The sequence below is a fragment of the Corynebacterium renale genome (assembly GCF_002563965.1).
GTDB classification, from domain to species: domain Bacteria; phylum Actinomycetota; class Actinomycetes; order Mycobacteriales; family Mycobacteriaceae; genus Corynebacterium; species Corynebacterium renale.
Map to the genome: position 1 here is coordinate 500359 of NZ_PDJF01000001.1, position 26479 is coordinate 526837.

The 26479-nt window shown below is 63.5% G+C and carries 29 protein-coding genes; 10 read left to right on the top strand and 19 right to left on the bottom strand.

Features of this window, described 5'->3' with window-relative positions:
* Window positions 1-2: 2 nt before the first annotated feature.
* Window positions 3-2915: a type I DNA topoisomerase gene (gene topA, locus ATK06_RS02440; protein WP_098388782.1), complete on the bottom strand. Its 2913-nt coding sequence runs from the start codon at window positions 2913-2915 to the stop codon at window positions 3-5.
* 193 nt (window positions 2916-3108) lie between these two features.
* Here topA and ATK06_RS02445 point away from each other — a divergent pair, with 193 nt between their 5' ends.
* Window positions 3109-3741, top strand: coding sequence for a DedA family protein (locus ATK06_RS02445; protein WP_048378836.1), 633 nt, complete (start codon window positions 3109-3111; stop codon window positions 3739-3741).
* A gap of 189 nt (window positions 3742-3930) precedes the next feature.
* Here the strand turns inward: ATK06_RS02445 and ATK06_RS02450 are convergent, their stop codons facing one another.
* The gene (locus ATK06_RS02450; RefSeq protein WP_048378835.1) at window positions 3931-4134 is read right to left on the bottom strand and encodes a cold-shock protein; all 204 of its coding nucleotides are present in this window, start codon (window positions 4132-4134) and stop codon (window positions 3931-3933) included.
* 294 nt (window positions 4135-4428) lie between these two features.
* On the opposite strand from ATK06_RS02450, the gene ATK06_RS02455 reads away from it, so the two are divergent.
* Entirely contained in the window at window positions 4429-6747 is a 2319-nt protein-coding gene (locus ATK06_RS02455; RefSeq protein ID WP_098388783.1) for a DEAD/DEAH box helicase, read from the top strand.
* On the opposite strand, the gene ATK06_RS02460 is transcribed toward ATK06_RS02455, so the two are convergent.
* Genes ATK06_RS02460 through ATK06_RS02490 form a run of 7 tightly spaced genes read right to left on the bottom strand, consistent with a single transcriptional unit; the run spans window position 6744 to window position 11046 of the window.
* Window positions 6744-7064: an Rv3654c family TadE-like protein gene (locus tag ATK06_RS02460; protein ID WP_098388784.1), complete on the bottom strand. Its 321-nt coding sequence runs from the start codon at window positions 7062-7064 to the stop codon at window positions 6744-6746. The genes ATK06_RS02455 and ATK06_RS02460 overlap by 4 nt on opposite strands.
* Window positions 7061-7363, bottom strand: coding sequence for a TadE family type IV pilus minor pilin (locus ATK06_RS02465; RefSeq protein WP_048378833.1), 303 nt, complete (start codon window positions 7361-7363; stop codon window positions 7061-7063). Before ATK06_RS02465 ends, ATK06_RS02460 begins: the two co-directional genes overlap by 4 nt.
* Window positions 7360-7545 carry a DUF4244 domain-containing protein gene (locus ATK06_RS02470; RefSeq protein WP_048378831.1) on the bottom strand — a complete coding sequence of 62 codons (186 nt, stop codon included), beginning with the start codon at window positions 7543-7545 and terminating at the stop codon, window positions 7360-7362. Before ATK06_RS02470 ends, ATK06_RS02465 begins: the two co-directional genes overlap by 4 nt.
* Before the next feature lie 24 nt (window positions 7546-7569).
* On the bottom strand, window positions 7570-8163 hold the full coding sequence (locus ATK06_RS02475; protein ID WP_169916237.1) for a type II secretion system F family protein: 594 nt from the start codon (window positions 8161-8163) through the stop codon (window positions 7570-7572).
* Window positions 8160-8882 (bottom strand): type II secretion system F family protein, encoded by a 723-nt coding sequence (locus tag ATK06_RS11170; RefSeq protein WP_053072566.1) that lies wholly within the window; start codon window positions 8880-8882, stop codon window positions 8160-8162. The genes ATK06_RS02475 and ATK06_RS11170 overlap by 4 nt, the downstream gene beginning before the upstream one ends.
* Window positions 8879-9985, bottom strand: a complete 1107-nt coding sequence (locus tag ATK06_RS02485; RefSeq protein ID WP_098388787.1) for a TadA family conjugal transfer-associated ATPase — start codon at window positions 9983-9985, stop codon at window positions 8879-8881. The genes ATK06_RS11170 and ATK06_RS02485 overlap by 4 nt, the downstream gene beginning before the upstream one ends.
* Window positions 9982-11046 carry a CpaE-like family protein gene (locus ATK06_RS02490; protein WP_048378828.1) on the bottom strand — a complete coding sequence of 355 codons (1065 nt, stop codon included), beginning with the start codon at window positions 11044-11046 and terminating at the stop codon, window positions 9982-9984. The genes ATK06_RS02485 and ATK06_RS02490 overlap by 4 nt, the downstream gene beginning before the upstream one ends.
* A 194-nt stretch (window positions 11047-11240) precedes the next feature.
* Here ATK06_RS02490 and panB point away from each other — a divergent pair, with 194 nt between their 5' ends.
* The 5 genes from panB to ATK06_RS02515 all read left to right on the top strand — a co-directional run bounded on the left by panB (window position 11241) and on the right by ATK06_RS02515 (window position 15556).
* On the top strand, window positions 11241-12038 hold the full coding sequence (gene panB / locus ATK06_RS02495) for a 3-methyl-2-oxobutanoate hydroxymethyltransferase (RefSeq protein WP_048378827.1): 798 nt from the start codon (window positions 11241-11243) through the stop codon (window positions 12036-12038).
* A 10-nt stretch (window positions 12039-12048) separates the two neighbouring features.
* The gene (panC, locus tag ATK06_RS02500; protein ID WP_048378826.1) at window positions 12049-12867 is read left to right on the top strand and encodes a pantoate--beta-alanine ligase; all 819 of its coding nucleotides are present in this window, start codon (window positions 12049-12051) and stop codon (window positions 12865-12867) included.
* A 229-nt stretch (window positions 12868-13096) separates the two neighbouring features.
* Window positions 13097-13933: an HAD family hydrolase gene (locus ATK06_RS02505; protein ID WP_053072585.1), complete on the top strand. Its 837-nt coding sequence runs from the start codon at window positions 13097-13099 to the stop codon at window positions 13931-13933.
* Window positions 13934-14106: 173 nt separating this feature from the next.
* Window positions 14107-14610: a phage holin family protein gene (locus ATK06_RS02510; RefSeq protein WP_048378823.1), complete on the top strand. Its 504-nt coding sequence runs from the start codon at window positions 14107-14109 to the stop codon at window positions 14608-14610.
* 22 nt (window positions 14611-14632) lie between these two features.
* Window positions 14633-15556, top strand: a complete 924-nt coding sequence (locus tag ATK06_RS02515; RefSeq protein WP_048378821.1) for an alpha/beta fold hydrolase — start codon at window positions 14633-14635, stop codon at window positions 15554-15556.
* Window positions 15557-15572: 16 nt separating this feature from the next.
* Here ATK06_RS02515 and ATK06_RS02520 read toward each other — a convergent pair whose 3' ends face one another.
* From ATK06_RS02520 to nth, 4 genes are read right to left on the bottom strand one after another with little or no spacing between them, the layout of a single operon-like run.
* Window positions 15573-16766: a MarP family serine protease gene (locus ATK06_RS02520; RefSeq protein ID WP_048379016.1), complete on the bottom strand. Its 1194-nt coding sequence runs from the start codon at window positions 16764-16766 to the stop codon at window positions 15573-15575.
* Between the two features lie 37 nt (window positions 16767-16803).
* The gene (locus ATK06_RS02525) at window positions 16804-17568 is read right to left on the bottom strand and encodes an NUDIX hydrolase (protein WP_098388788.1); all 765 of its coding nucleotides are present in this window, start codon (window positions 17566-17568) and stop codon (window positions 16804-16806) included.
* 3 nt (window positions 17569-17571) lie between these two features.
* Window positions 17572-18129: a TlpA family protein disulfide reductase gene (locus ATK06_RS02530; protein ID WP_048378819.1), complete on the bottom strand. Its 558-nt coding sequence runs from the start codon at window positions 18127-18129 to the stop codon at window positions 17572-17574.
* Window positions 18119-18922: an endonuclease III gene (nth, locus tag ATK06_RS02535; protein WP_098388789.1), complete on the bottom strand. Its 804-nt coding sequence runs from the start codon at window positions 18920-18922 to the stop codon at window positions 18119-18121. The genes ATK06_RS02530 and nth overlap by 11 nt, the downstream gene beginning before the upstream one ends.
* Here nth and ATK06_RS11175 point away from each other — a divergent pair.
* Together ATK06_RS11175 and glxR are read left to right on the top strand one after the other, a co-directional pair.
* On the top strand, window positions 18921-19091 hold the full coding sequence (locus tag ATK06_RS11175; protein ID WP_161795972.1) for a hypothetical protein: 171 nt from the start codon (window positions 18921-18923) through the stop codon (window positions 19089-19091). The genes nth and ATK06_RS11175 overlap by 2 nt on opposite strands.
* A 165-nt stretch (window positions 19092-19256) precedes the next feature.
* Window positions 19257-19940: a CRP-like cAMP-activated global transcriptional regulator GlxR gene (gene glxR / locus ATK06_RS02540; protein WP_048378818.1), complete on the top strand. Its 684-nt coding sequence runs from the start codon at window positions 19257-19259 to the stop codon at window positions 19938-19940.
* 52 nt (window positions 19941-19992) lie between these two features.
* Here the strand turns inward: glxR and ATK06_RS02545 are convergent, their stop codons facing one another.
* From ATK06_RS02545 to ATK06_RS02560, 4 genes are all read right to left on the bottom strand, one after another.
* Window positions 19993-20817 carry an MBL fold metallo-hydrolase gene (locus ATK06_RS02545; RefSeq protein WP_048378815.1) on the bottom strand — a complete coding sequence of 275 codons (825 nt, stop codon included), beginning with the start codon at window positions 20815-20817 and terminating at the stop codon, window positions 19993-19995.
* A 65-nt stretch (window positions 20818-20882) separates the two neighbouring features.
* Window positions 20883-21341 carry a RidA family protein gene (locus ATK06_RS02550; RefSeq protein ID WP_048378814.1) on the bottom strand — a complete coding sequence of 153 codons (459 nt, stop codon included), beginning with the start codon at window positions 21339-21341 and terminating at the stop codon, window positions 20883-20885.
* Window positions 21341-21496, bottom strand: a complete 156-nt coding sequence (gene sp36, locus ATK06_RS02555; RefSeq protein ID WP_098388790.1) for a Sp36 family protein — start codon at window positions 21494-21496, stop codon at window positions 21341-21343. Before sp36 ends, ATK06_RS02550 begins: the two co-directional genes overlap by 1 nt.
* A 53-nt stretch (window positions 21497-21549) precedes the next feature.
* Entirely contained in the window at window positions 21550-21891 is a 342-nt protein-coding gene (locus ATK06_RS02560) for a WhiB family transcriptional regulator (protein WP_053072564.1), read from the bottom strand.
* A 241-nt stretch (window positions 21892-22132) separates the two neighbouring features.
* On the opposite strand from ATK06_RS02560, the gene ATK06_RS02565 reads away from it, so the two are divergent.
* Window positions 22133-24538, top strand: a complete 2406-nt coding sequence (locus ATK06_RS02565; RefSeq protein WP_048378812.1) for a transglycosylase domain-containing protein — start codon at window positions 22133-22135, stop codon at window positions 24536-24538.
* A gap of 15 nt (window positions 24539-24553) precedes the next feature.
* On the opposite strand, the gene ATK06_RS02570 is transcribed toward ATK06_RS02565, so the two are convergent.
* Both ATK06_RS02570 and ATK06_RS02575 read right to left on the bottom strand, forming a co-directional pair.
* Window positions 24554-25651, bottom strand: coding sequence for an HNH endonuclease signature motif containing protein (locus ATK06_RS02570; protein WP_098388791.1), 1098 nt, complete (start codon window positions 25649-25651; stop codon window positions 24554-24556).
* A 342-nt stretch (window positions 25652-25993) separates the two neighbouring features.
* Window positions 25994-26452: a GatB/YqeY domain-containing protein gene (locus tag ATK06_RS02575; protein WP_048378808.1), complete on the bottom strand. Its 459-nt coding sequence runs from the start codon at window positions 26450-26452 to the stop codon at window positions 25994-25996.
* Window positions 26453-26479: the final 27 nt, after the last annotated feature.

Here is a 26479-nt window from a genome sequence, read left to right on the forward strand (position 1 = left end):
CGTTAGCTCTTCCGGGTGCCAGCTTTGACCACGCGTTTGGTGGTTTGTGGCGGTTTCTTCACCGTCTTCTTAGTAGACTTCTTCGCCGCTTTCTTCGTCGCCTTCTTGGAGGCCTTCTTGGTGCTGCGTTTCGAGGCCTTCTTCGTGCCACCTTCGGCGGCGACTTTGGCGCGGCGCTCGGAGAGTAGTTCGTTGGCGCGGGCGTCGGTCATGGTCTCTGGCGTGTCGCCACGGCGCAGCGAGGCGTTGGTTTCCCCGTCGGTGACGTAGGGGCCGAAGCGGCCGTCCTTGACGGACATGGGTTTGCCGGAGACGTCGTTGTCGCCGAGTTGCTTCAGCGGCGGCTTAGCGGCGGCGCGGCCGCGGCGCTTGGGCTCGGCGTAAATGCGGCGTGCCTCGTCGAGGGTGATGCTGAAGATTTGGTCTTCGCTGGCCAGGGACCGGGAGTCGGAGCCCTTCTTCAGGTAGGGGCCGTAGCGCCCGTTTTGGGCGGTGATGACTTCACCGTCTGCCGGGTCGACGCCAACCTCGCGCGGCAGAGAGAGCAGCTTGAGTGCTTCTTCCAGCGTGACGGTGGCCGGTTCCATGGAGGAGAACAGGGAGGCCGTCTTAGGTTTGAGCGATTCTTCGACGAATTCGCCGATTCGCTTTTCCTTCTGCTTGGCAGCAGTTTTGGTGTCCCAGTTCTTGGCGCGCTTGCCTTCGGCGGCGCGTTGGGCGTCTTCCTCAGCGCGTTCCTTCGCCACCACTTTTTCTGCTTCAGCTTCGGCGCGTTCGCGTTCGTCGTCGCGCACGATTTCAGTGACGTAGGGGCCGTAGCGGCCTTCCTTCGCCACGATCATGCGCCCGTTGTCGGGGTTTTCGCCGAGTTCGCGGCCGCCCTGTGGGGTGGCGAAGAGTTTTTCTGCGGCCTCGAGGTCCAGTTCGTCTGGGGTGGTGGATTCGGGCAGGTTGGCGCGCTGGTATTCGGGTTCGCCGTCGGCGGTGACTCCGATTTGGCGTTCCAAGTAGGGGCCGTAGCGGCCGACGCGCACGTTGATGGCGCGGCCTTCTGCGTCGTCGCACAGGTGTAGGGAGTTGACCTGGCGGGCGTCGATGTGCTCGAGGTTGTCGTTGACCAGGGATTTCAGGCCGCCGTGGCGGGCGATGGCTTCGGCCAGGTTGTCGTCGGCGTTGGCGTCGCCGAAGTAGAAGGCGTTGAGCCACGCGGTGCCGTCTTCTTCGCCGGCGGCGATGTCGTCGAGTTGGTCCTCCATGGAGGAGGTGAAGTCGTAGTTGACCAGTTCGTTGAAGTTGGATTCCAGCAGGCCGACGACGGCGAACGCCACCCACGAGGGCACGAGAGCGTTGCCACGGGACATGACGTAGCCGCGGTCCTGAATGGTTTTGATGATCGACGCGTAGGTCGATGGGCGGCCGATGCCCAGTTCTTCCATCTTCTTGACCAGGCTCGCCTCGGTATAGCGGGCTGGCGGGTTCGTGGAGTGGCCTTCGGCGGACACCTTCTTGACCTGCACCGTATCGCCTTGCGCCAGCTGCGGCAGGTGCGCCTCTGCTTTGTCCTTATCCTTCGCGGGGGCGTCGGAGTAGGCGCGCAGGAAGCCGGGGAACGTGATGGTGCGGCCGGTGGCGGACAGCTCGACGGGTTCGGAGGCCTCGTGTGTGAGCGTGACCTTCATCGAGGTGCCCTTGGCGTCGGTCATTTGGGAGGCGACGGTGCGCTGCCAAATCAGTTCGTAGAGCTTGAACTCTTCGGCGTCGAGTTGGCCGGCCAGCTGGCCTGGGGTGGCAAACGATTCACCGGCCGGACGGATGGCTTCGTGCGCTTCCTGCGAGTTCTTCACCTTGCGGTCGTAGTTGCGTGGGCTCGGCGAAACGTAGGCCTCACCGTAGAGTTCGCGGGCCTGGTTGCGGGCGGCTTCGGTGCCCTGCTTGGACAGGGAGGTCGAGTCCGTACGCATATACGTAATGTGGCCGTTTTCGTAGAGGCGCTGCGCGATGCGCATGGTGCGCTCGGAGGTGAAGTGCAGCTTGCGGCCGGCTTCCTGCTGCAGCGTCGAGGTCATAAACGGTGCGTAGGGCCGCCGCGTGTAGGGCTTTTCCTCGACGTTTGTGACGTCGAGCGTGGCGTCGTCAAGCGAAGAAGCAATCGCCTCAGCTTTCTGCTTATCGACGACCACTACCGCATCCGACTTCACCCGCCCGCGATCATCAAAGTCGCGGCCGGTGGCCACGCGCTTGCCTGCGACGGCGGTCAGGCGCGCATCGAAGTCCAGGTCCTTGGCAACCGTGGCCAGGACGTCCCAGTAGTTCGCGGAGATGAACGCCATGCGCTCGCGCTCACGCTCGACGATCACGCGCGTAGCCACCGACTGCACGCGACCCGCCGAAAGGCGTGGCATGACCTTCTTCCACAGGACCGGGGACACCTCGTAGCCGTAGAGGCGGTCCAGGATGCGGCGGGTTTCCTGCGCGTCGACCAAGTCCATGTCCAGCTCACGGGTATTTTCCGCAGCGGCCAGGATGGCGGGCTTCGTGATCTCGTTGAACACCATGCGGCGCACCGGCACCTTGGGCTTGAGCACCTCAAGCAAGTGCCAGGCGATGGCCTCGCCTTCACGGTCCGGGTCTGTTGCCAGGTAGAGTTCGTCGACCTGCTTGAGCTTGGACTTTAAGTCCGCGACCTTTTTCTTCTTGTCCGGGCTCACCACGTAGAGAGGTTCGAAGTCCTTGTCCGTGTTGACGCCCAGGCGCGCCCAGGGTTCCTTCTTGTACTTGGCGGGCACGTCCGCAGCGCCGCGTGGCAGGTCGCGAATGTGGCCCACCGAAGCTTCAACGATGTAATCGTCGCCCAGGTATGGCTGAATCTTCTTCGCCTTTGTCGCTGACTCGACGATGACCAAACGCTTGACCACTTAAGTGCCCAATCCTTCCTATCGCCCGGGTCACACGTCGGCCCGGGAACCTAGTCTTGAAACTACACGTTATATAAACAGTGCCCCCACGCGCACCCCCACCCCATCATTATGATGGGGCGAAAGTTGTTTTTTTACAGCTCGCACGCGGGTGCGCAGAGCCTATGCTGCGGAAAGGGAGTGAATAACCGTAATGGACCAGATTACCCAATGGATCGAATCCATCATGTCGCTCTGGGTGGTCTACCCATTACTATCGCTCTTCACGATTGGCGACGCCCTCCTGCCCGTCGTACCCGCAGAATCGCTGCTCACGCTGGCCGGATCATGGGCTGGTTCGCGGGGCGTGCCGTGGGTGTGGGGCATCGTCTTGGCCGGCATTATCGGCGGCATGATCGGCGACAACCTTTCCTATCTATTAGGCGCGCGGATGGTCAAGATTGGGCGCCGCTTCAAGCGAGCGCCCGGCGCTAAAAAGGTGGCGCACGCGCTGACGTGGATCAACAAGTCCGTAGAGACGCGCCCCGGGCTCACGATCATCGTGGCCCGCTTCATCCCCTGGGCCCGCTGGGTATTGACCATCATCATGGGCGCGAACCGCTACCCGTGGTGGAAATTCTTCCTGTTCGACACCATCGGCGTACTCATCTGGGCCACGCAAGCCACGCTCATCGGCTTCGCGGGCGGCTGGGTGCTCCGCGATTACCCGCTGCTCGGCATGGCGTTGGGCCTGGTTATCGGCTCGCTCGTGGGGGTAGTTCTGGATAAGGTTGCAAACCGGATCCAGGAGATGCGCTCGATCCGGTCGGCGACGTCGTCGGCTTAGGCGGCGCGGGACGCGGGTGCGCAGAGAGCTAGGCTTACGAGCCAGCCTTAACATCCCAGGTCAGCGACGTGTGGCCGTAGGTGCGCGACCTGGCATGTTAATCCTGGCCGATAAATATGCAGCCGCGGGCGAGCTAGGCCGCCCATGAAAAAACCGCCCCGAAGGGCGGCCTTCACGCTCTGCACGTAATTAGAGTGCGCGAACCTGCTGAGCCTGTGGGCCCTTTGCACCTTCGCCGACCTCGAACTCGACGCGCTGGTTTTCTTCCAGGGTGCGGAAGCCGGAGCCCTGAATCTCGGAGTAGTGGACGAATACGTCCTCGGAGCCGTCCTCCGGTGCGATGAAGCCGAAGCCCTTTTCAGCGTTGAACCACTTAACAGTTCCTTGTGCCATGGTGTTTTCCTTTTCGTAAGGGGTGAATCAGACGGTGTTTACCGCCCGGGTCGTACCGAAATCCCAGGTACCAACCCGCCTCTTACGAAATGGTGCAAAGAGGGGACGGACTAGGACACTCGCGTAATTCTCTTGTGCGAGCGCTTCAAACGGGTTAAAACTCTGCGCTAAGATACTAGCGACCAGCCCCCAGTGTTCCACGAATCGGCAACGCGCGTGGGTCGGCAGAATTTATTTCCAATAACCCGCAGGTCATGAACCATAGCGGGGGCAAGTGTAAGGGGTAGTCGTCTGGTGGGTGTCCCGCAGTCGGTCGGCGAGGAGTTGGCGGCTACTCTCCAGCAGCGTTTCCCGGGCAGTACGGCTACGTATGTGGGGACGGTGCCGGGCCGGGAGGCGTCGCTAAGCAGGTGGCCGGAGTGGACGCTGCCTTCCCTGCGTGAATATTTCTTTGAGCAGGGGATTTCTGCACCGTTTAGCCACCAGGTTGCTACCGCGGAGGCGGCGTGGGAGGGCCGGGACGTGGTGGTGGCGACGGGGACGTCGTCGGGAAAGTCGTTGGGGTATCTGCTTCCGGTGCTTACGGCATTGGCTCACGACGCCACCGGCACCGCCTTATACCTCACCCCTACGAAGGCTTTGGGCAGTGATCAGTGGGCCCGGTTGGACAGGATTTGTCGCGCGGTTCCTGAACTTCGGGGGGTCGTGCCCTCCCCCTACGACGGTGATACGCCCACCGAGGCACGCCGCGCGATCCGCGACAACTCGCGCCTCTTGTTGACGAATCCAGACATGGTGCATGCGGCGTTGTGTGGGGCGCATGCCCGGTTTGCGCGGATTCTGCGGCACCTGCGTTTCATCGTGATTGATGAATGCCACACCTACCGCGGAGTATTTGGGGCGCATGTGGCTATTGTGATTCGCCGTCTGCTGCGGATCGCTGCCCGCTACGGCGCGCACCCGACGATTATCCTGGCGTCGGCCACCGCTTTTGACCCAGCCGCCCACGCGCAGCGCCTCACCGGGCGGCCCGCGGTTGCTGTCACGGAGGATGGCGCCCCGCGCGGTTCGCGCACAATCGTGTTGTGGGAGCCCGGCTTCCTCGAGGACGTGGAGGGCGAACACGGCGCCCCGGTGCGCCGCGCTGCCACGACGGAGGCCGCGGACATCATGGCAACGCTCATCGGCGAGGGCGCGCGCACGCTTACGTTCGTGCGCTCGCGTCACGGCGCGGAGGTGGTGAGTCTGCGGGCCCAGGAGACCCTTGCGTTGGCGGGCCGGTTCGCGGACGCGAAGCGTGTGGCGGCGTACCGCGCGGGTTACCTGGCGGAGGATCGCCGCGCGTTGGAGGCTGCGCTTGACGACGGCCGTCTGCTCGGTGTCTCCACCACAAATGCCCTGGAGTTGGGCATCGACGTCGGCTCCCTAGACACGGTGGTCAGCGCGGGTTTCCCGGGCACGATCGCTTCGTTCTGGCAGCAAGCTGGCCGCGCGGGCCGCCGCGGGCAGGGATCGATTGCGGTGCTGGTGGCCCGCGATGATCCGATGGACACGTTCGTGGTCCACCACCCAGACGCGCTCCTTGGGGCGCCGGTGGAAGATTCGGTGTTTAACCCCCGCAATCCGCATGTGCTGCGGGGCCATGTGGTGTGCGCGGCGGTGGAATTTCCGCTCACGCCCGCGGACGTGGAGGAATTCGGCGCGGGCGAGGTTGTCGCTGAACTTGTCGCCGAGGGCGTGTTGCGGTGGCGCGGCCACGCCTGGTTCCCCACGGTGGACGACCCGCACGGCGAGGTGCACATTCGGGGCACGGACCGGGAGATCATGATCGTGGATCAGACGGACGGCCGCCTCTTGGGCACGGTGGACGGGGCCCGCGCGCCGGCATCGCTACACCCGGGCGCGGTGTACACGCATCAGGGTGAAATGTTTGTGGTGGATGATTTGTTGCTTGACGACGCCCTCGCGCTCGTCCACCCGGACCAGCCGGAGTACACCACGCGTGCACATTCGTCGACGGACATCCGCATCGTGGACGCCCCGGTGCAGGAGGATATCGTCAAGCTTTCTACCGGGGTGTGGTTGGCCAACGTGGACGTTGAGGTCACCCAGCAGGTGACGCACTACACGGTGCGCACCCCGAATGGGGAAACGATAGATACTGTTCCGCTTGATATGCCGGCGCAGCAGCTACGGACGCGCGCGGTGGCGTACACGGTGGATCCGTTGGTCTTGCGTGAGCTGGGTATCGCGGAGGCAGATGTTCCCGGCGCGCTGCACGCGGCAGAGCACGCGGCGATTGGCTTACTGCCGCTTATCGCGACGTGTGACCGGTGGGATATCGGAGGAGTTTCTACCGCTCTGCATGCGGATACGCAGCTGCCCACGGTATTCGTGTACGACGGCACCCCGGGTGGTGCGGGTTTCGCGGATGCTGGTTTTCGGCGTTTTGCGCAATGGATTACGGCAACGTACGAGGCGGTTAAGGCGTGCCCCTGCGAGTCGGGGTGTCCTTCGTGCGTGCAGTCGCCGAAGTGTGGAAATGGTAACCAGCCCTTGCACAAGGAGGGCGCGTTGGCGCTCCTTGGCGGGCTGGTCACGATGTTTGGTTAGAGGGGCCCGGCGCGTGCGACGGCGTCCCGGCCGCTGATGGTAGCGCGTATTTCTACGTCGGCGCCGTCGACGGCGCACGCGGTGACCGTCGCCTGGTTTTCGTGCGCGGTCGCCTCGGCGGCCGGGCAGGCTTCGCGGCCGACCGCGTGGGCGTAGGCCGCAGCGACGGCGGCCATGTCGGCGGCGACCTGGGCCCGGTGGCCGGCGACGACCCAGTGGGCGGCGCCGGCGATGGTCATGGCGGCGAGCACTAGGGCCGCAATCATGCCTGCTGCGGTGATGGTTGCGGACCCGGTGTCGTCGTGAAGCGATCTCATGGGGCGAGCTCCACGGGGAAGCTGGCCTGCGCTGTGGCGGTGCCGATGGGTGCGGGCACTTCCGCCGTGACGTGGACCCAGGTGGGGTCGCGGCGGACGGTGATCGTGGCACGCTCACTGGCGGTGGCCGGGTCCTCCCCGATGGCTGCGGCCCGCGCGGCGCTGCCTGCGGCGTGGGTGGCGTGGATGTGCGCGCCCACGGTCGCAAGTCCAGCAAACGCCACCATCATGATGGTGATGAGGCTGGCGATGCCCATTGCCGCTTCGAGGGTGACTGAGCCGGTGTCGTCGTGGATCATGAGCCCGGGCGGTTGTTCAGCGCATCGGTGATGACCCCTTCGAGCGCATCGGTGACACCTCCTGAGTTGATGATGAGGTAGAGGATCCCGGCCATGGCGGCGGCCGCGACGGTCCCTAGCGCGTATTCGATGGTTGAAAGCCCCTCGTCGTTGGACAGGAGTAAGCGGATTTTGGTGAGCATAGTTTTCTCCTTACGTGGTTAGTGTTAGAACATGTCGCTTGCCAGCGAGATCACCACCGGGGCGAGCCCCAGGATGAAGAAGGCGGGCAAGAAACACATGGTCAGCGGCATTGCAATGAGTACCCCGGCGCGTTGGGCCGCGGTGGCGTCGGCGGTGTGCGCGGTGCTGCGGGCGTCGTCTGCTAAACGACGTGCCTCACGCGCCACCTCAGACCCGGAGCGCCCGGAGGCGACCTCGACGGCTGCCAGCTCCGCGAGGACGGGGATCCCGGCGGCGGGTTCCCACGCCCGTTGCGGGCCCGTGCCCAGGGCGTAGAGTCCGGCAATTTCTTGCCAGATCCCCCGGGTCTGTTCGCCAGCAACCCACGCCACGACCTGCGTGGCGGTCGCTGCCGGTGCACCGCTGGTGACGGCTGCGGCGTAGACGTCGACGTCGCGGGCTAGTTCCCGAATGTCCGGGTCCGGCCCTTTTCCCCGAGTTATGCGATAGCGCATTCCCCGAAAGCCCCCGCCGCCTGGTGGCGGGCCGTCGCGGGGGTGGTTGGTGGCAAGCAGCCGGCGTGCCGGTCCGCGCAGGCTAGGAAGTACCAGCGCTACTGCTAGGCAGAGTGCGATCATGGTTGGCCTCCTGCCGAAGTCATGATGTGGTTCGACCACACCATCCCCGCGCACAACAACCCCACGCCGACAAGCAGCAGGATGTTGCCCAGCCCTGTGTGGATGAGCAGGCCCAGTGGGTCCGCCCCCATGGAAGCCCCAAGCCCGATTCCGGCGAGCGGGAGCAGCGTGAGGATGATGGCCGTTGATTGGGGTCCCGCGAGCAGTGCTTTGAGTTCCCCACGTGCGCGTATCTGCTCGCTCGTATCGTGGGCGTGCGCCTCTAGGATGGGAGCGACGTGTAGCCCAAAGTGGGTGGTTGCTTGCCATAGCCGCGCGAGGCGGTCCTCGGGGCGCTTGGCCTCGTTTATCTGGGTACTGGCGGCGAGGAGTTCCGGCACCGCGCTGCCATAGTCGAGTGCGGCCTGGTGGGCGGGCACGCCTGCCCGCACCTGGGCTGCGATTCCCCGGACTGCGTCCGCCTCCTTTTCCTTGGCCCGCCAGCGCTTGCGGGTCTCGCGGCGGCGCACCGTGATCGCCCAGAGCGTGATAGCCAGCATGCCCGCCGCCACGACCGCCATCTGCAGGCCAGCCGCCCACACGGCAACAACGGCGACGACCGCGGCCACGATTGTGTGGCGGGGTCGGAAGCGGAACGTGGATTTCGCGGCGACGATGCGCCGGGCGGGTGCGGGCCGTGCAACAACTACCGCACCAAACAATAGGAGCATCCAGGTCATGGTGCCTCCCACTGCGAAGTGGTAGTAAGTTCTCCACTCCGGTTCACACCGATGGACCCCAACTGCGCTACACGACGCTTCCCGTCACGCCCGCGCGCCATCACCACAATGTGTCGCAGCGCGGCCGCCACCTGCACCCCGCACGCCGGGCCCACGAGTCCACAGAGCGCGCACAACGCGGCCACGCGTGCAGGCACCTCTGCCAGAGAATTCGCGTGGATGGTTCCCGCGCCACCGTCGTGACCAGTGTTCAGCGCCATGAGGAGGTCAACGATTTCGGGGCCTCGAATTTCACCGAGCACTATGCGGTCGGGGCGCATGCACAACGCTTGCCGAACCAACGTAGTGAGAGTGATCTCTCCGAACCCTTCCACATTCTTCCCGCGCGTGCTGGCGTACACGCAATGCGGATGCTCCGGGCGCAGCTCAGGAGTATCTTCCACGATGAGTACGCGCTCGGCAGGATCGACCTCCCCGAGTAGGGCAGAAAGCAGCGTGGTCTTCCCGGATCCCGTTCCCCCAACAACGAGGAAGGGTTCACGCGCTCGTACAATATCGCGCAACCGCGCTCCTGCCTCCGGGTGCACGCTGCCCGATTCCTCCAGCTCAGCAAGGCTGTGACGCGCATGGCGGAGCACCCGCAAGGATACGCTGGTACCCCTGCCGGCGATCGGTGCGAGGAGGGCGTGGACGCGCACGATGGTGCCGTCGTCGCGGCGCACTTGAGCGTCGGCGAAGGGCTGCGCGGCATCCAGGCGCCCTCCGGCCGAACTGACCAGACGGGTGGCCAGCGAACGCACGGCGTCGTCGTCGGCAAAGCGGACAGGCATGCGTTCTAGTCCGGCGCCGGCGTCAATGAAGACTTCGTCGGGCGCGTTGACCACGATGTCCGTCAGCCCAGGCCGCGCGAGCAGCGGTTCCAGAGGGCCCAGCCCCACCGAGCTGTGCTGCAGTTCCCGCATGACGGCTACGACTTCAACGTCGCTGATCACGCCCGCGATCTCGCGGATGCGGCGCGCCACCTCACCAGGGCCTGGCATTCCGGTTCCCGCGAAGCTGCGCTGCACCTCTTCAGCAAGCCCCACGAGGTTCTGGCTGCTCATGGGCGCACCTCCGCGGCCTGGACAATGGCCCCCACCACGGGCTTGAGCTTGCCGGGGACTTTGCTCAAAGCGCCCAATTCGGTGGCTTTGGCCAGTCCGCGGATGTGGGGAATCTCGGCGATCACGTCCATGCCTGTTACGGCCGTCGCGTCGGCGGCGCTGAGCGCAGACCACTGCCGGTGGCGCAGAATACTCACCGGCTGCGCCCCCGCCGCCCGCAACCGTGCGGCCAGGTTGGTGGCTTGTGCGGTGGAGCGAATCTCCGCGGCATGGAGTATCACGTGGTAGTCGGCCGAAGCAATGATCGCTCCCAGTGCGTCGGTGTCGCCAGCGTCCACGACGACCGCAGGCACCGCAGAGCGCACCGCCCCGATAAGGTGTTCCGCCCGTTTACCGCCGTCGCCGGCAACACTCGCCAACCCGGGGGTGGCGGTCGCGGTCCGCGCCACCGTGAGCACCGGCGTTCCCCCAGGTGCGTGCGGTAAGGCACCCAGCACGGCGTGCGCGTCCACGTGCCCTTCGGTACCGCCAACGTCCGCCCACCGCGCGCCGGTGGAATCTTCGGCACCGATGAGGAGGTCCAGGCCTCCGGAGGTGACGGTGGCGTCGATAAGCACTGCACCAGGGACGCTGAGCGCTACAGCAGCGGCGAGTGTGCTGGCGCCTACTCCCCCGGTCGCACCGTAGATCGCGATGACGGGCGCGCGGCGGTCCGCGGCACGTGTTGGCGCCACGACGAGCGCGCGCAACAGTTCCAGCGCCTGGGCCGGTAAGCAGAAGCCGGCAGTGGCGCCCGGGATGTCGGGTGGTGGCCCGGGGTCGGGGGCAACGGCGAAGATTCGGTCGCGGGGCGGGCTGGTATCCAGGCCGCATTCGGCGGCGCCTTCGCGGTCGGCGAAGATGGCGTACGCCCGGTGGTACCAGCTCTCCAGGGAGCCTTCGCCGGCGAGGACGTCGATGATTGGCCGCCCCGTAGCCGCGGCAATGTAGGTGGCTTCGGCGTGGCAGGTGGGGTCGGCGATGGCGAGGACGATGGATTTCATGGACTGTGTGTGGCTCATGATTTCATCGTCGCGGTCCGCCAGGCAGCTTTCCAGGACTTCTTTTTCGCCTGTGTATAACCCCTTTTATTCATCACTTCTGTCACAGGCCCTGTGGATAACTCCCGCTTCACGACGCCCTCCCGGCGGCCCACGCCTCCCCAACATGCACCCGTGACCCGCGCCACACATGCAGAGGTCTAGACTGCCTAACCATGCACAGACTACGCACCCGTTACTTCACCACAGCCAAGGAACAAGGCCGCCCATTTACAGCCCTGACCAGCTACGACACCATGTCCGCGCGCATCTTCGACGAAGCCGGCATCGACCTCCTCCTCGTCGGCGATTCTGCCGCGAACGTGGTCTTCGGGCACGCCTCCACCCTGCCGGTGACCTTAGATGAAATGATTTCGCTGGCGTCCGCGGTTGTCCGCTCCACCCAGCGCGCGTTCGTGCTCGTTGACCTGCCGTTTGGTAGCTACGAGGAGGGCCCGCACCAGGCGCTGCGTTCGGCGGCGCGGGTAATGAAAGAGTCTGGCGCCCACGGCGTGAAGCTTGAGGGCGGCGCCGAATGCGCGCCGACGATCCGCGCGCTCGTCGCCGCGGGCATCCCCGTCTGCGCGCACATTGGTTTTACCCCGCAGTCCGAGCATGCCCTTGGTGGTTACGTGGTGCAGGGCCGCGGCGAGGCAGCCCAGTCGCTTATCCAGGACGCCACGGCCGTCGCCGAAGCTGGAGCCTTCGCCATTGTGCTGGAGATGGTGCCGGCAGACATCGCCGGCCAGGTCACCCAGTCCGTTTCCGTCCCCACGATCGGCATCGGCGCAGGTAACGCCACCGATGGGCAGATCCTGGTGTGGACGGATGCCTTCGGCTTCAACGCCGGTGCCAAGACCCCGAAATTTGTGCGCCAGTACGCGGACCTGGGCGACCAACTGTTGGCGGCCGCGCGCGAGTACAAGGCCGATGTAGAAAACCACACCTTCCCCAACCAGTCCGAATCGTTCTAGGAGCCCTATCATGCGAATCGTCACCACCATCCCCGAACTGCGCACCGCCCTGGCCGCCGCGACCGGCCAGGTGGGGTTCGTCCCCACCATGGGTGCACTTCACGACGGCCACGCCACCCTCATCGACCGCGCCCGCACAGAATGCGACACCGTGGTTGTCAGCGTCTTTACCAATCCTTTGCAATTCACCGACCTGGGCGATTGCGACGACTACCGGAATTACCCGCGCGACCTCGCAGCGGACGCAGCGTTGTGCGAGGCCCACGGCGTGGATGTGGTTTTCGCCCCCGCGGTGGAAGAGATGTACCCCGGCGGGCTGCCCGAACTGTGGGTGCGTACCGGACGCATGGGCGAGATCCTGGAAGGGGCGTCCCGGCCCGGCCATTTCGACGGCGTGGCCACCGTGGTAAATAAACTGTTTAACCTGGTCAAACCCGACGTGGCTTACTTTGGGCAGAAGGATGCGCAGCAGGTGGTCATCCTGCAGCGCATGGTCTCCGACCTCAACCTAGACGTAGAACTGCGCACGGTCCCGATCGCCCGGACCCCGGAAGGACTTGCCCGCTCGAGCCGCAACACCCTCCTCAGCGAGACGGGCCGGACGCAGGCCCTGGCGTTGTCACGCACGCTGATGAGGCTTCGCGACGGCCACGTTGACCTCGCCGGCGCGCGGGCAGAACTCGCCGCAGCGGATGGTGTGACATTGGATTACCTGACCGTGGTGAGCCCGGATGATTTACGTGAAGTAGATGCCGCCCAGGCTGGCGCGCTGGCACTCGTGGCCGCGTCCGTCGAAGGTGTGCGGCTCATCGACAACATGCTGCTGTAATTAAGAAAAGGCGATGGCCCACGCCTCGGGGGGGTGTGCGTGGGCCATCTGTAACCCGGCCTCGGGGGGGGGTGGGCCGGGGCAGGCCACACAGTATATCGGGGCCTTGCACGTTCGATTATGGCACAGGTTTTCAGCCATGGCAAGCAACCGAGAAAAAGACGCTAACTGCGCAGGTAGTGGCGGTGTTACGCCACGCTTTACAAAGAAAACCGCTACTATGTTGGCTATGAGTTCGAACGCTGAGACAGCGCCCCAGCCGCAGCGCCGGCGCGGGGAGGTCGTCGCGTTCTTTGACCTGGATAAAACCATCATTCATGCGTCCTCGGCGCACGCTTTTGGTAAGGACTTCATTTCCCACGGCGTGGTGTCGGCCAAAGAGGCGCTTATCTTATCGATTGCCCAGACCGGCTACATGATTTCCGGAGCCTCCGCGGAGACGATGGCGAACACCCGCGACCAGCTCGCCGGCCTCATCGCCGGTAAATCCGTCGCTGACGTCCAGGCGATCGCCCAGGAAACCATCCACAACACGGTCATTCCCACTATCTATGCGGAGGCCCGCGACCTCATCGCCTTCCACCAAGACGCCGGCCACGACGTGGTCATCATTTCCGCGTCAGCAACGGACCTGGTGAAGCCGATCGCCCACGAACTTGGGGTACGCGATGTCGTCGCCACTGAGCTCGAAGTCCGCGACGGCAAGTACACCGGTGAGGTCCTCTTCTTTAACAAGGGCGACAAGAAGGCCGAGGCCATCACCGCGCTTGCCGACGAACGCGGCTACAACCTAAACGCCAGTTTCGCCTATTCCGACGCCGCCACCGACATTCCCATGCTGGAACTCGTGGGCAACCCAGTTGCCGTGAATCCGGATCGCCCCTTGAAGAAGCATGCCCTGGACAATGGGTGGGAGATCCGTACGTTCAAGAACCCAGAACCACTGTTCAGCGCCGCTGCTGTGAAGGAGGTCGGGATCGGCACCGGCGTCGTGGCAGGGATCGCGGCCGTCACCGCTGGGGCTCTGTGGTGGGCGGGGCGCCAAAAGCGTGAAGGTCCCGCCTGACTGCCGCCGGGAAAACCACCGTGGCGTTGAAGGGTTGTGGCCGCGCCCAGTACACTGGTAGCCATTCGTCCAGTTAATCTGGGCTACGATAAGAAAGATAAGCGTCAAAGGTGCGTGGGGTGATTGCCCCGCGAGCCATGAAAACCAGCACATAAGTGGAGGAATCAATAACCGTGAGCACCAAGGACGGGTTTTTTACCGAAGGCGCTAAGACCTTTGAGCCCAAAGTAAATTCCATCCCCCTGTCGGATGTCGATGCCAGCACTGGGGACGAATCTTTAGGTACCCTGGTCAGCAACGCAACGTCCCAGATTTCCTCCCTGGTCCGTTCCGAGGTTGAGCTGGCCAAGACCGAGATTAGCGCTTCCGCCAAGAAGGCTGCCGTCGGTGGTGGCATGTTTGGTGTGGCTGGCGTTGTTGCTCTGTACAGCTCGTTCTTCTTCTTTTTCTTCGCCGCAGAACTGCTGGCTAACTGGCTTGAGCGTTGGGCTGCGTTCCTTATCGTGTTCGTCGTCATGCTGGTCCTCGCCGCGTTGATTGCCCTGATTGGCTGGCGCCAGGTCAAGAAGATGAAGACCCCGCAGCGCACCATCGACTCGGTTACCGAACTGAAGAATTTGGTCCCAGGTAAGGCTGAAGAAAACCTGGAGTCCCGTAACCGCGGCCTCTACAGCTAGGCCCCGCTACTTCAGACTCACGATGGCTCATCGAATCCCCGGGTACGGGCACTTATCCCCGTCTACCGTGCTTTTCGATGGGTCATTTTCTCATTCCATGCTCCACGTGCGCGGCATTCGCCTCCACGCAGCCCAGGCCGGGAAACCCACCGACCCATTGATCCTGCTCCTCCACTCAGGGTTCGGTGGCTGGTGGGATTACCAGAAGGTGATTGCGCCACTGGCGGGGGCAGGTTTCCACGTCGCCGCGATTGACCTGCGCGGGTATGGTGCTTCGGATAAGCCACCGCACGTCGCGGGTGGTTTCACGTACGACGTCCGCACCGTCGCCGGCGACATCACCGGCATTATCCGCTCCCTCGGGCACAGCAGCGCAACCCTCGTCGGCGCTGATGTGGGCGGCGCGGTGGCGTGGTGTGTTGCCGGGGCGTATCCGGAGGTCGTCGATAAGCTGGTTTCTGTGTCGGCGGCGCACCCCCAGGACCTGCGCCGGATTGTGTTCCGCCGGCCGTGGTTGTCACCGGGGACTGTGGTGCGGCATTGGGTGTCGCGCGTCCGGTGGCTGGCGCCGCGGCTAGTTTCGGAGCGGGCTTATCAGACTGCGACGCGAGTCGCTACAGCTTCGTCTTTCCACACCACCGCGGCCTGCGAGGAGACTATTGCAACACGTATCCGCGCCGGCGGGATCAGTGGCGTGCGGGCGCATTCCCCGCGTATTCACCGCCTGCTCACCGGCATTGTTCCCCTGAAGTGGCAGCGTGACGTGGTCTCCTGCCCGGTCCTCTACATTCACCCGCGCACCGGCTTGTGGCGGACTGTGGCGAAGCACGCTTCTCGACGCACCTCCGGCCCCACCACCGTGACGTCTATCCCCGGCGCACAGGACCTGCCCATGTTGGAGGATCCTGCAGGGTTCGTATCGACTGTTCTTGGGTGGCTGGACTAGGGGCGGCAGCAAAACCCTACTGCGCCACGCATTCCGCGGTGCCGACGGGCTGTGTGAGCATGTTTACGTCGCCAATCTGCGAGAGTACTTCGCGTGCGGTGAGCACGTATCCGGTGTCGGTGGCGTCGACTGCCGCGCCGAAGACGACGCCGAGGACGTCGCCGTTGGCGTCGACCATCGGCCCGCCGGAGTTGCCCTCGCGGATGGATCCGCGGACGGTGTAGGCCTCGCGTTCGACGCGGTCGTTGGCGTAGATGTCGGGTCCGGCGATGGTGAGGACGTCGCGGACGCGTGCCGGGGCGGCTTCGAAGGGTCCGGAGGCGGGGAAGCCCATGACTACCGCATCTTGGCCGGTCACTGCGCGTTCTTCGGCCCATTTCAGGGCGGGTAAGCCGAGGTCGGGGGCGTAGAGCACGGCGATGTCGACGTGGGGGTTGTAGTAGACCACGTCCGCTTGGCGCATCCCGATCGTGGTGTCTAGGGTGACGGCGGAGGCACCGGCGACGACGTGCGCGTTGGTGATCACGTAGTCGTCGGCGGTGACGAACCCGGAGCCCATGAGCCGGCGACGGCACGAGGGAGCTTCGCTGACCACGTGGATCACGGATGGGCGCAGTTCCTCGACGAGGAGCCGGTCGGCGACTTTGATGTTCGGGGCTTCGACCTGGGGCGATTTGCTGGCGTCGTAGGGGCTGACCAGCGGTGGCAGGCCGGTGTCGGAAAGGAGTGCGGAAACGGAAGCCGGCGCGTCCTTCCACGTTTCGGGTACCGCGCGGTTGATGCCGCCGAGCACTGTGGAGGAATGAATTCCGGCCGCTACGTTGCCGCCGATGCCCGTCGCAAGTGGGGTGGCAATGAACCAGGCAACCAGCATCGCAACAGCGGTCTGGAAGACGGCGCCGAATGAGGAGTCGAGGACCCGTAGGAATCGGCCGCGCACGCCTTGGCGCAGGGTACTTCCCAGCACGCCACCGACCACGTTGCCGAGTGCCACGAGCAGGATAAACAGCCCAAGGGCCAGCACGAAGCGCAGCGCCACCGAATCGGTCCAGCGCAGCACCACGGGCAGAAGTCCCGCGGCGACGAGCAGACCTGCGACGACACCGATCGTCGAGAGGATCGAGGACACGGCACCGCTGCGGTACCCGCTGATTGCTGCAAGCAGGAAGACAGCGACCAAGATGATGTCGACGATGAGGGCTGCGGTCACGTGCACGTCACTTTCGCGGGGGTGGTTAGGATCGGTCTTACTTTAGTTCAGGTTCGTGTTTTTCGTTGTTACGGGAGCGCGCGAGCGCGTCCGGCAGGTCCACCGTGGGGCCGCCGTCCCAGGCGGGTGCCCATCCGGCGTTGCGGAGGATGGCGTCCACGACGACGGCCGTGAATCCCCACAGCAAGTACCCGTTGACCCAGAATGCGGGGCCGGACCATTTTCCCCACCGCACGGTCAGCCGGTTGTCCGGGTTGATGAGCTCGCGGATGGGGATGGTGAAGACGTCATCGGTTTCCTCCGGACTGTGTTCCCCGGTGCGCGCGGGCGTATGCCAGTGAGCCACGACCGGATGCACGGGGAAGGAAGTGGAGCGTACGGGCACGGGTGTCAGTTGGGCGATCGGGGTCACGGCGTGCCGGTCGAGGCCGGTTTCTTCCCAAGCTTCGCGCAGGGCTGCATCGACTACTGACGTATCCTCCGGGTCTATGCCGCCACCCGGAAAGGCGAGCTGGCCGGCGTGCGAACGCATGGTGGGTGCGCGGTGGAGCATAAGGACGCGGGCGTCGTCGGGAAGCGTGTGCGTGTCCCCGCTCCCCCAGATGGCCACGAGCACCGCGGCCTTGCGGGGAGCGTCCTCGTCGGCGCGGATGCCCATGACGTTGCGCACGTGGGCGCCCACGTTCCCGGCGGCGGCTGCGCGGACGAGTTCACGCATCCACGGCGGCGCGGCGTGGGGTTGTAGCGTGGTGTTTTCCCCGGGGTGGTCGGGCGGGTAGTCGCCGACAAGTCGGTGTGGCATGGGCTACACCACCTCGGCTACGGCTGCTGCGATGTCCGCGGCTGATTCGAAGGCACGCGGGAACATGGCGACCAGGTTGCCGTCGCGAAGCACCACGGTGATGGGCACTACCCCGGGCAGGGCGTAGCGGGCGGCGAACGCGCCATCTTCGTCCTGGAAGGAGGGCAGGTCCACGCCGAGTTCGTTGAGCAGGGCGGCACCGCCCACCCCAGCACGGTCGGCGTGCACGCCCACGACGTGGTATTCCGGGTGCTCGTCAGCAAATTCCTGCAGGTAGGGCAATTCGTCCCGGCAGGGCGCGCACCACCAGGCCCACACGTTCACCACGACCGGCTTGGAGTCCTGCGTCCCCGTCACCTCCCCGCCGAGGCACGGCAGGTCAATGCCCACGTCGGAGCAGTCTGGTCGCTTCTCGACGACCACCTCCGGCGACGCCTCCTGCGCTGCGGTGGTCTCCTGCGGGCCGTTCACGGTCTCGAGCATCCGGGGCACGAGCAGTATAAGAAGTGCCGCGACGAGGCACACCGCGACGACGTATCCGGCGATGACCTTATTTTTCATAGTGGCGGTCCTCCTCCCGTGCGGCCGCGACGAGTTCTTCTGCCCGGTCCCCTGTGACCAGCTTTTCTGCCTCAACCGGATCGGCGGGGCCTTCCAGCCCGAAGGACGGGCAGTCCGCGGCGATTACGCAGGCCCCGCAGGCAGCCTTCCGCGAGTGGCAGACGCGCCGGCCTTGGAAAATCATGCGGTGGGAGAACATGGTCCACTCCCGCTTCTCGATGAGTTCCGCCAAATCCTTCTCGACGGCCACGGGGTCCTCATTCTCCGTAAGCTGCAACCGGCGCGCAAGCCTTCCGACGTGCGTATCGATGGTCAGCCCCGGGTAGCCAAACGCATTGCCGCGGACCACGTGCGCCGTTTTACGCCCCACGCCCGGGAGCGCTACCAGTGATTCCATGTCTTCTGGTACTTCCCCGCCGTGTTCGGTAGCGAGCACGTGGCCCAATCCCACAATATTTTTGGCTTTCGCCCGGTAGAAGCCGGTGGGCCGAATGATTTCTTCGACTTCCTCAATGTTCGCCTCGCCTAGTGCTTCCGGTGTGGGGTACGCGGCGAAGAGTGCGGGGGTGATGCTGTTGACGCGCACGTCCGTCGTCTGTGCAGAAAGTACTGTGGCCACGAGCAGTTCGAACGCATTGTTAAAGTCCAGCTCGCAGTGGGCATCGGGGTGCACCCACTCCAGCGTCCGGTTGATTCGCCGCGCGCGCCGCACCCGGGCTAGCTGCGATTCTCCGCGCGCTGCTGGGTGCTTGCCCGGCGCGTGCGGGGTGGGACGAGTCAGTGTGGAAGCCATGCCAGCCATCTTAACTATCGACCCAGACATAGCAGGGAGTAGATTGAGTGCCATGTTCTACGTCGTCGTTATCGCGCTACCGATCCTGCTTGGCCTCTTCATGACCGGCATGGAGAAATTGGAGGCCAAAGTGCTCCCCCGCCGCGCTGAACCCACCACCACCGCGTAAAACCGTCCATTTGTCCTGTGACAAATTTGGCACCAAACATGCATTAGTGACCCTTTTAACGCTAGACTTGCGTTAGCTAGCCCACATCCGGGCGAAAACGAAGAGGAGAGGCAACCGGCGTACACCGGAGAGCCTCACCATGTGAAACTCGAAGGAGTAAAGCAAGTGGAAGCAGTTCAGGAGATCCTGTCCCGCGCCGGCATTTTTCAGGGTGTTGACCCCGAGGCAGTGCGCAACCTCATCGAAGACATGCAGACGGTCCGCTACCCGCGCGGTACCACGATTTTCGACGAAGGCGAGCCCGGCGACCGCTTGTTCATCATCACCCAAGGCAAGGTGAAGCTGGCACGCCACTCCAACGACGGCCGCGAGAACCTGCTCACCGTCATGGGCCCATCCGACATGTTCGGTGAATTGTCCATCTTCGATCCGGGCCCACGTACGTCCTCGGCGGTGTGCGTTACCGAAGTTCACGCCGCCACCATGGATTCGCAGATGCTGCGCGACTGGGTCACCGCGCACCCGGAAATCGCCCAGCAGCTGCTGCGCGTCCTGGCTCGTCGCCTGCGCCGCACGAACGCATCGTTGGCAGACCTCATCTTTACCGACGTTCCCGGCCGCGTCGCTAAGACTCTGCTGCAGCTGGCGAACCGTTTCGGCTCCCAGGAAGGTGCTGCGCTGCGCGTCAACCATGACCTGACGCAGGAAGAAATTGCGCAGTTGGTCGGCGCTTCACGTGAAACCGTGAACAAGGCCCTGGCAACCTTCGCCCAGCGTGGTTGGATTCGCTTGGAGGGCAAGTCCGTGCTCATCATAGACACCGAGCACCTGGCTCGCCGCGCACGTTAGAGAGCAACGCGAAAGGGCCGGCACCGTGTGGTGCCGGCCCTTTGTATAGCGTTTAGGATTCCTTGGATTCCAGGTACCGCAGTGCCACGCGCGTGGACTGCTCGGCAGCGCCGCGGAGGACGGGATCGACGTCGTCATACATGAGGTCAATCATTTCCTGCAGGTCGATGTCCTTGCCGTGCTCTGCCCAGACGTCGCGAATCTGCTGGAGGCGGTACTCGCGGCGGTCAATGTACTTGCGGGCAAATGGGGCCAGGTCAGGAGCGTCCGGGCCGTGACCTGGGAGAAGCGGGATACCAGCACCGCGTTCTTCGAGCATGTGCAGGGTTTCTAGATACTTGCCCAAGTCACCATTCGTTTCGGAGATCATGGTGGTGTGGCGGCCCGCGATGGTATCGCCGGTAATGATGCCCTCGAGTTCAGACTCGTGCGGCACGCCCGACCAGACGAAGAAGCATGCACTGTCATTGGTGTGGCCAGGGGATGCGACGACCTCAATCTGCGGGGTTACACCCTCCACCGTGATGATTTCGCCGTCAACGAGTGGTTCGCCACCACCGTGGCACGAGCTCGGATCGAAGGCCCGGACTGGAGCGTTGGTCAGTTGGCGGAAACGGTGCGCACCGTCGGCGTGATCGTGGTGCCGGTGCGTGAGCAGCGTCAGCGCGACTTCCCCCTCCCCGGCTTTCGCGTGCAGTACGTTGAGGTGGCCCTCATCCTCGGGGCCTGGATCAACGACGATCGCGCGGGTATCACCCTCAGCGCGAATTACCCACGAATTTGTACCTTCCAACGCCGCGTAACTTGGGTTGGGGCACAACACCACACCCACAGACTTAGTTACGGGACGAAGCTGACTATAAGCAGGATGCTCCATGGCCCCCAGCTTAGCGTGTACGCGGTGGTGGGGCTACACCCACCACCGCGTTAGTACCCCCGAAATTAGTTAGCGACCTCGACGATTACTTCTACCTCGACGGGTGCGTCGAGGGGGAGTTCAGCCACGCCGACGGCCGAACGGACGTGCACGCCCGCATCCCCGAAGATTTCGCCCATCAGTTCCGAAGCACCATTAGCAACAGCCGGCTGACCGTGGAAGTCCGGCGCGGAAGAAACAAAAACGGTCAGCTTGGCCACGCGTGTGATCGCGTCAAGGCCGACGACCCCATCGATGGCCGCCAACGCATTCAGCGCCGCGGTACGTGCGTAGCTGTATGCATCCTCGGGGCTAATTTCTGCACCTACCTGGCCGGTGGCCGGCAGGGAGCCGTCGATAAGCGGGAGCTGACCCGACGTCCACACCTGGTTGCCGAATTGTGCAGCAGGGATGTAGGCGGCGACAGGCTTGGCTACGGCTGGGAGTTCGATGCCCAGCTCGGAGAGTTTCGCGGTCCAGGACATTACTGCACCTCGCGCTTCATGTAGGCGACAGTGTTATCCGGGTTCGGGCCGGGGGTTACGGCGACGAGCTCCCAGCCGTCCTCACCCCAGGAGTCCAGGATTTGCTTCGTTGCGTGGCTGAGCAGTGGCACAGTTACGTATTCCCATTTAGTCATGGCACCACTGTAGCCAGACCGTGGCGCTTACGTCCACGGTTTCCTGCAATTACTTACAGGGAGGCGAGGTCTCCCCCAGCGTCCACGTGCTCGGAGATGAAGTCGCGCCAGTCCACAACCTTCGGATGCTGGCGACGCAGGCTGCGACGCTGGCGGGCCGTCTTGCCACCCCATACCCCGTATTCGGTTTCCGTGTTGAGCGCCTCGGCGAGGCAGCGTGCCTTCACTGGGCAGCCGTCGCAGTAGCGCGCCGCTTCGCGCTGGTGGCGTCCTTCCACGAAAAGGATGTCTGGGTCGAAGTTGCGGCACTGGGCGTGGAGTAACCACTCCGTGTATTCCTCGCCCGATTGCTGATGTAGGCCCAGGTACTCATAGGTGCGGGCTGCAGTAGTCATGGCGGCCTCCGGTATTTCTTCGGTCTATCCTATGTGGTTAATTGTGAGTTTAGTTGGTCTTTCATTTTTGTTCATGTTTGAGTCGGTTTTATATTCACAAAAATCGGACTTTTGATGTAATTCTACTCACTATTAGGGCTATTTGCGCGCCACGGCACCTGAATGGGGGTATATCCGCCGGCTTCAGACACCCTGCCACAGACACTTCACCGCACGCGTCCGATTGCGTAAGGTATTGCTCATGTCTGTGCAAGCGCGTCGTTCACCGGGGAAGTCCTTCCTCACGCTCATTGGTGCAACTCTGGGTGCCGGAATCCTAGCCGCCACCGCCCTCGCACCCGCAGCTGGCGTCGGCGGCTTTGCCGTCGCGGAAACCAACGCCACCATGCAACAAGGCCTCGAAGACATGTCCGCCGGGCACGCCCCGGGCGTCACCACCATCACGGATCGCACCGGCGAACCCATGGCCTGGATCTACAAGCAACGCCGCTACGTAGTCCCCGCTGACGCTATCGCGCAATCCATGAAAGATGCGATCGTCAGTATCGAAGACCGCCGCTTCTACGAACACGATGGCGTGGATATCCAAGGCACAGCCCGCGCCATGGCCGCCAACTTGCTCTCCGGAGGCGTCGAGCAGGGCGCGTCCACACTGAACCAGCAGTACGTGAAGAACTACCTCCTTTTCGTCACCGCAGACTCCGAAGAAGAACAAGCCGCCGCAACCGAGCAGTCCGTCCCCCGTAAACTACGCGAAATGCGCATGGCCTCCGACCTCGACGCCCTCCTACCCAAAGATGAAATCCTGGCGCGCTACCTCAACCTAGTGCCCTTCGGAAACGGCGCCTACGGCATCGAAGCTGCAGCACAAACCTACTTCGGCATCACCGCCGCCGAGCTTTCCGTCCCCCAGTCCGCGATGCTGGCCGGAATGGTTCAAGCTTCCGCTTACTTAAACCCGTACACCAACCCCGACGGAGTTTTCGAACGCCGCAGCATGGTGCTCGACGCCATGGTCTCCACCGGCACCCTCTCCCCCGAAGACGCTGAAGCCTACAAGCAGGAACCTTTAGGCGTCCTCGAACAGCCCGGCGGGCTCCCTAACGGATGCATTACCGCAGGCGACAAGGGTTTCATGTGCGACTACGCACTACGCTACCTCGAATCCAAGGGCCTCAGCCAAGACGAAATCCTCAACGGCTCCTATACCATCACCACAACCCTGGACCCTGCGACGCAGCAAGCCGCACACACCGCGGCAACCAACCACGTCAATCCCAATACGCCAGGTGTGGCGGGGGTTGTGAACGTCGTAAAGCCGGGTGCAGATTCCCGTGAAATCATGGCCATGACGTCCTCGCGCAACTACGGCCTCAACCTCGAAGCCGGGGAAACTGTCCTCCCCCAGCCGACCTCCATGGTGGGCAACGGCGCCGGCTCCGTGTTCAAGATCTTCACCGCCGGCGTGGCACTCGAGGAAGGCATGGGCCTGGACACCGTGCTGCCCGTGCCTGCCCGCTACGAAGCACGTGGCATGGGCGACGGCGGCGCCAAGAACTGCCCGCCCGGGGTGTACTGCGTGGAAAACGCGGGCGTGTACAAGTCGCAGATGACGCTCCAGGAGGCGCTCGCGCACTCCCCGAACACCACGTTCGTGCAGCTCATTGAGAAGGTCGGCGTAGCGCCCGTCGTGGACTTGGCCGTGGGCTTGGGCCTGCGTTCGTACGCTGAGCCCGGAAGCTTCAACGGGGAAGCGTCCATCGCGGACTACATGAAGGACCACAACCTAGGTTCCTTCACCCTGGGGCCAACTGCTGTCAATGCGCTGGAACTGTCGAACGTTGGCGCATCCATCGCCTCCGGCGGGCGCTGGTGCGAACCGAACCCCATCCTCGAAGTTCTCGACGAGAACGGCAAAGAGGTGTTCATCGACCGCCCCGACTGCGAAGACGTCATGGACGAAGGCGCTGCCGCGGCCCTGATGGCCGGAATGTCGCAGGACACCAAGGTCGGTACCGCCGCCGACTCCGCCAAGAGCTCCGGCTGGACCGACCCCGTCGCCGCAAAAACAGGTACCACCGAGTCCAACCAGTCCTCCGCGTTCCTTGGGTTTAACACCGGCGTTGCGGCCGCGCCGTACATCTACAACGACGGCACGTCCACCACCCCGCTGTGCACCGGGCCCGTCCGCCAATGCCAAAACGGCTCTCTCTACGGCGGCCTCGAACCCGCGCGCATGTGGTTCGACATGGGTAACGCCACCCCGGCAGCCCGCGACGGCGAACTTCTACCGCTGGATAACCGGTACCGCGCCGGCACTGCACAATCGCTTCTCGACGGCCTCCGGACCTATCCCGAGGAGGAGGCACGTAAGCGTCTGACTGAGGAAGGCTACAAGGTCACGACACGCACGGTCCCGGGCATGGGGATTGTCCGCGGCGACGTAGTGCGCGCTGTCCCCGAAGGTGGAACGCTGAAAAAGGGCGGAACCGTTATCCTGGAAATCTCCGACGGCACGCGACCGGCGCCCACCACGCGACCCACTCCGGCGCCTGGCAACGACCAGGCCACCCCGGAGCTACCGAATATCAGCCGCGAGGACTTGGAGAACCTGACCAACGAATTCCTCCGTGAGCTCGGGCTGTAATTATTGCGGCTAGTCTTAGTCTTCTTTCTTCCGTCGGTGCTTCGCCCGGCGCTGACGCTCCCGGGTGTAGTCCGCGACGGTTTGCGCCTCCCACTTGCCCTGCGGGGACAGTGGGCCCGTAGCAAGGCTGACTTCAAAAGTGCCATCCGTGTGCAACCAGATTGTGGTCCCCGTCTCCGGGTCGAGGATGTAGTGCAGGCCACCGTTGGTTTTATGGTTGTGATCATAGGAACACACGTCTAACAGGTTCTTGGAGGACGTTTCCCCGCCTTCCGCGTACTCAACGCGGTGATCCTTCTGGCACCTATGCGCCGGGACGTTACACCCGGGAACCCCACAACCTCCGTCGCGGCCTTCCACGTAAGCCTTGATTCCCTCGCTGGGAGCGTAGGAGCCTGCGGCCTTGTCTTTGTAATCCGCTAAATCCCGGGTCTTGGTCACTTTAGCGAGTAGCTCTTCGCGAAGCTCTCCCGTAATCCACCCGATACCGGATATCCATGCGGGAGCATCGGGGATGTCCTCGGCTTGGTAGATGTTCAGCGTCAACTGGACGGTGACCTGATCGAAGATGAGTTTGTGGAAGGCTTCTTGCCTGGTGCAGGCGTACTGGGCGGCTATTTTGCGTAAGGTTTCGTCGAGTATTAAGCCTTCCATCTTAGTGAACTCTGCTTGCAGGCTCACGGGGCCAGCTTCGTCTTGGCCGGGTTGGTCGAGCTCGAAGTCGGGAGGGTCGGCCGGGTTTTCCTGCTCAGCAAGCTGGGGGTTGGTATCCAGCAGGATTCTGGTGACCCTACGGCGAAAAGCGGTGTAGTCCGGGAATGCTTGCCGTGGCATTGTCGGGGTGAGCATCCGGGCTAATTGGGCGTCGATGGCCGCATAGGTGTCCCCATCTGCTGCATCAAGGACGGACGCCAGGATGGCGATGTGGGTGTCATCCAGCAAGTAAAGGGCGCGTTGGAGCGCGAGCGTTTGCGGCAGCCGTTTCATCAAGCGCATACCAATGATGACAACTGTTTTTGCCCGGTGTTCGCTGTAGCCAGTAGCTTTGCGGATGGTTTTGATGACATCACGCATAGGATCGCGCCCGTTGGGCGTGAGGTGCTCGAGCGCCATAAAGGTAGTTTTTCTGGCATTTTCGAGCATGACTGCCACCGGGTCGGTTTGGTCGCTTCTAGTAAAGAAGGCTGGTGGGTTGACGTCTGGTCTGGTTCGGATATGTCGTGATTCAGCGGTAACGGTCACTGAGTTGCCCCCTCGAGCATGGAAGCCCGCATACCCCTTGCGAGCTAGTTATGAAGTGATACTAACAAGCATACAAACTTAGAACATGCTTGTCAATACTACGCCTTTTCCGCAGCCCACAGCCACATTCAAGGCATACATATTCGAACGCTACAGCGAGAAAAATCTGGCCTAAGCCCCAAAGAAGGAACTTAGGCCAGGCCGTCCCGGCAACTAGGCCAGCGCAGCCTTCACCGCTTCAGAAAGACGCTTCCCATCAACTTGGCCGGCGGCTTTCGCTTGGGCCGCCTTCATGACCTGGCCCATAATCTTCATGCTTGGGGCATCGTCGCCGGCAACCTCTGCAACGGTCTCGTTGACCAGTGCGGCGAGTTGGGCGTCGTCAAGCTGCTTCGGCTGGTAGCCCTCCAACACTGCCGCCTCCGCGAGCTCATTGTCGGCGAGTTCCGTGCGGCCAGCCTCCTGGTACACCTCCGCAGATTCCTTGCGCTTTTTAATCTCGCGAGCAATCACCTTGAGAATCTCCGGGTCGGTGAGCTCGTGCTTTGCGCCCTTGGTCTCCTCTTCCTGGATAGCGGCGAGCGCCATGCGGATGGTGCCCAGGCGGACCTTATCCTTGGCCTTCATGGCCTCTTTCATGTCAGTGCGCAGTTGATTCTTCAATTCAGTCATGCCACTACGCTACCCCCGGGTAGGGTT